Source organism: Planktothrix sp. (genome assembly GCF_046067725.1).
Taxonomy (GTDB): Bacteria; Cyanobacteriota; Cyanobacteriia; order Cyanobacteriales; family Microcoleaceae; genus Planktothrix.
Genome location: NZ_JBJUDF010000344.1, coordinates 1 through 3,216 on the forward strand (window position 1 = coordinate 1; position 3,216 = coordinate 3,216).

The 3,216-nt window shown below is 34.7% G+C and carries 7 protein-coding genes; all 7 read right to left on the reverse strand.

Annotated elements, in window-relative coordinates:
• Positions 1-460 (reverse strand): hypothetical protein (locus tag ACKPEB_RS21370; protein WP_408967034.1); only part of this gene is annotated, 460 nt, incomplete at its 3' end.
• Positions 461-534: 74 nt separating this feature from the next.
• Positions 535-864 (reverse strand): hypothetical protein, encoded by a 330-nt coding sequence (locus ACKPEB_RS21375; RefSeq protein WP_408967035.1) that lies wholly within the window; start codon positions 862-864, stop codon positions 535-537.
• An 89-nt stretch (positions 865-953) separates the two neighbouring features.
• Positions 954-1,253 (reverse strand): hypothetical protein, encoded by a 300-nt coding sequence (locus tag ACKPEB_RS21380; protein ID WP_408969358.1) that lies wholly within the window; start codon positions 1,251-1,253, stop codon positions 954-956.
• A 68-nt stretch (positions 1,254-1,321) separates the two neighbouring features.
• Positions 1,322-1,678, reverse strand: coding sequence for a hypothetical protein (locus ACKPEB_RS21385; RefSeq protein ID WP_408967037.1), 357 nt, complete (start codon positions 1,676-1,678; stop codon positions 1,322-1,324).
• 89 nt (positions 1,679-1,767) lie between these two features.
• Complete coding sequence (locus tag ACKPEB_RS21390) at positions 1,768-2,046, reverse strand: hypothetical protein (protein WP_408967038.1); 279 nt, start codon at positions 2,044-2,046, stop codon at positions 1,768-1,770.
• A 97-nt stretch (positions 2,047-2,143) separates the two neighbouring features.
• Positions 2,144-2,572, reverse strand: coding sequence for a hypothetical protein (locus ACKPEB_RS21395; protein ID WP_408967039.1), 429 nt, complete (start codon positions 2,570-2,572; stop codon positions 2,144-2,146).
• A gap of 43 nt (positions 2,573-2,615) precedes the next feature.
• Positions 2,616-3,216, reverse strand: a 601-nt coding sequence (locus ACKPEB_RS21400) for a hypothetical protein (protein ID WP_408967040.1), incomplete at its 5' end; no start/stop codon positions are given.

The window sequence follows — 3,216 nt, forward strand, 5'->3', positions numbered from 1 at the left end:
AAGGATTAAAGTTTTCGTACAGTTTCCGATAAGCTAATTGAATCAATTCATCGCTTCTTTCAAGAAATTCTGCATGGGGAACTTTGGCGATTCTGAAGATGCGAATCATTGCCCATCTTTCATCAGAATCTATTTCAGGGCCACATTCACCACAACTTTCGATAATCTCAACTGAAACGTTTTTCGACCATATCGTAAATGCAATATTGTATCTGTTAAAATCATCATTATCAGGCATTATAAACTTAAAAAATCGAATATAAGGAATCAGTTTTCCTTCTGGTGATTCCCAAGTGTCGTTTTCTTGCTCCCATTCTTTACTGAGACATTCAATCACTTTATCTCTTATACTGTTCATTGCTTTTTTCCTAAAAACTACAACATTATTAAGCGTTAGCTTCAATAGCAAGTTATCAATAACGCTACTCAATAAAATATAGTTATTGGTTTGACATTTCATGATTTATTAGTAGGTATAAAAAAATAAACCAACAACTGATGCTGCTGCTGGTTTATTATGGTATTTTATTGAGTTTAGGGAATGAAATGCTTATACAAATACTGATGTGCAGATTCAATCAATTCATCGCTTCTCTCAATAAAATCAGCAAAAGTAACCCTAATAATTTGCCGAATTGTATTAAGATCACCACAACTGGAAGAGTATTCAAGAATATCCGTAGTTACACTTTTACCCCAAACTGTAACCGCCACGCAATACCGGAAATCTTTATTATTTTGTGGCATTATGGGATTAGAGAAACGAACATAAGGAATGATTTTATCAGTTTTCCATTCTTCATCTTCCCTGTCCCATCCTTTAGAACTGAGGCATTCAATTACTTTGTCTCTTATGCTGTTCATGTTTCAATTTCCTCAATCAAGAAATGTTACTAAAATTCATCAATAACGCTACTCAAGGGAATAACGCTATTGATTTTGTTATTTGCTATCTATCGTTCATACCAAGAAACTGAATTATAATTGTCTGCAAGAAACTCAACAACTGGAACCAGCGACTGATCAATCTTAGCGACTTTTTCCTTTAATTCATCAGAAGCAATTTTTTGTCCTGAAGCCAATAAGAAACCAATGTAAGGATACCAATCTCTGCACCATTCATCATTTTGTTGAACTTCTCCTAAATGTTGACAAATCTTTCGATTTATTTCTACAAATGGTTCAGGTTGATTAGTTGAACGTGAAATCAGTTGAAAACAATTGGGCATCTTCTTTACTTGATAATTAATCAACAATCTTTAGCGGTAGCTATAATCAATAACGTTACTCAAGAAAATAACGCTATTGATTTTGTTATCTGTCAATGAAGTTCGTTAAGCAACTGGACAAGTGATTCAGGCGAGAGTTTTCTGACTTTAAACTCAAGGAGAAAATGTTTGTTACGTTTAGAATCTCGGAAATTGTCAATATGACCACCATAGAATTGAATTTGCTCTGAGAGTGCCGAGAATTCAGGTTGATTAAATCCAATATAAGTGATGAAGGAAACAAAACCAGATTGTTGTTCAGGGTTCTCTTCCCACTGGAATTTATTATTAATCGTGCCCACGATTACAATGCGTTTACTCAGTTCAACTGTTAAGTAATTTCCATGAGGAGAAACTGATAAAACTTTACCTTGAATTCCGGCAAAAGTGATGGTAGAATTAATGTACATGATGATTACTCCAAAAAACAACTAAAATTTAAAAGCGGTAGCTAGGAATTTTCCGTTACACCTAATTACCGCTTAATTTATTTGAAAGTCTAAATCTGGGCTAAGATTTCTCCAATTCTGTTATAATCATCATCCCTGCCAGTTAGATAATTGCCATATCCTTTCCCAACATAGTAACAATTTCCATTGTCGGGTAGGAAGATAATGCAGTCATGATTATAGAGAGGAAATAAATCTTTTAAGTGGGGTTGAATATTTTCTCGTTCCCATTTAAGCTTGGCATTCAGTCTATCAAAAATGCTACCTTTGGATTGATCAGGTTCAGCAGGGGGAAGTTTAGAACCGAATTTAGGTGGAATTCTAATCATTGTGAAATTCTATTGGAAATAAAACCAACAGCTTAAAGTGGTAGCTAGGGAATAGCATGAATTGTAGCTAACTACCACTTAATAGCGAAGTTTTTAGTTAATGATCTCGATTAATAACTATGGTTTTGGCAATCAAGAGATAAGCATCGATTAAGCAACAAATAAAATTGCTTTGATGTCCCACCCCTTCCCAACGTTGATTATGGACTACGAGATGAGCGCATTTTTCCAGCCAAGCCACACCGCCGTTGTCTCGAATCTTTTCAAAGAGCCGAGGATATTTAATTAATTTGACAACAATAACTTGAGTCATTAATTTCTTATCTTCTTCAAGATTTCCGGTTTTAAACTGTTGATAAGCTGCCTCAGCATCTATAAACTGAACTCCTCTGAAGTTAATGGGATAATGATTCTTGATGTTCCCTTTCTTAAAACTTAACTCAGTAGGATTAGTCAAAGCGGCACCAAGTCCCTTCATTTGCTTAGAGCCTGACCAAATATTAATAGCAGTAGCAGTTTTATTCATGGCAATTAATTAAACAACTACCACAGTTAAGCGGTAGCGTCTCTCAAACAAACCTTGAAAACACGGGATGCCTTAGAGAATATTTAGAAGTCACACCCAAATAAATCACTTCTACTAGACGATTTAAGAACCGAGTTTGATTATTCCAAACTTCCAACCTTTCAGCATCAGTAAATCCAGTTCCAACTTTAGCAGTAACTTTAACAGAGTTAACATCACCTTCAATTAATATTTTACCTAAACTTCCTGAATATTTACCCGTCCCTTTAGAAAATCCCACCACAGTAAACACAGATTTCTCAAAATTCTTCACTTTCAACAGATGATTACTTCTGCCTTGAAAATAAGCAATATCTTGATGCCTGAGCATTGTTCCTTCTAAGGAAAAGCCATTATCTCTATTGAATTGATTCTGAGCTTGAATAGCAATGGGGTTATTCTCAATAAAAACATAAGGAACTGGAACAATAATAGATTGATTTGCAGGTAAAATCCCTGGAATCGCATTAACCATTTCATCTGTATCTTGCCAAGCGCTTGTTGCACTCCACAGAGCAAAGATATGAAATTGAACTTTTTGTTTTAAAGCCAGATCATAATTTTTCCGATCTCTAACAATTCCTGAGATTATATCAAACTTTTCC

Bases quoted from the DNA above. Each gene is read 5' to 3' on its own strand.
- ACKPEB_RS21375 (WP_408967035.1), bottom strand. From the start codon at position 864: ATGAACAGCATAAGAGACAAAGTAATTGAATGCCTCAGTTCTAAAGGA.
- ACKPEB_RS21385 (WP_408967037.1), bottom strand. From the start codon at position 1,678: ATGTACATTAATTCTACCATCACTTTTGCCGGAATTCAAGGTAAAGTT.
- ACKPEB_RS21390 (WP_408967038.1), bottom strand. From the start codon at position 2,046: ATGATTAGAATTCCACCTAAATTCGGTTCTAAACTTCCCCCTGCTGAA.
- ACKPEB_RS21395 (WP_408967039.1), bottom strand. From the start codon at position 2,572: ATGAATAAAACTGCTACTGCTATTAATATTTGGTCAGGCTCTAAGCAA.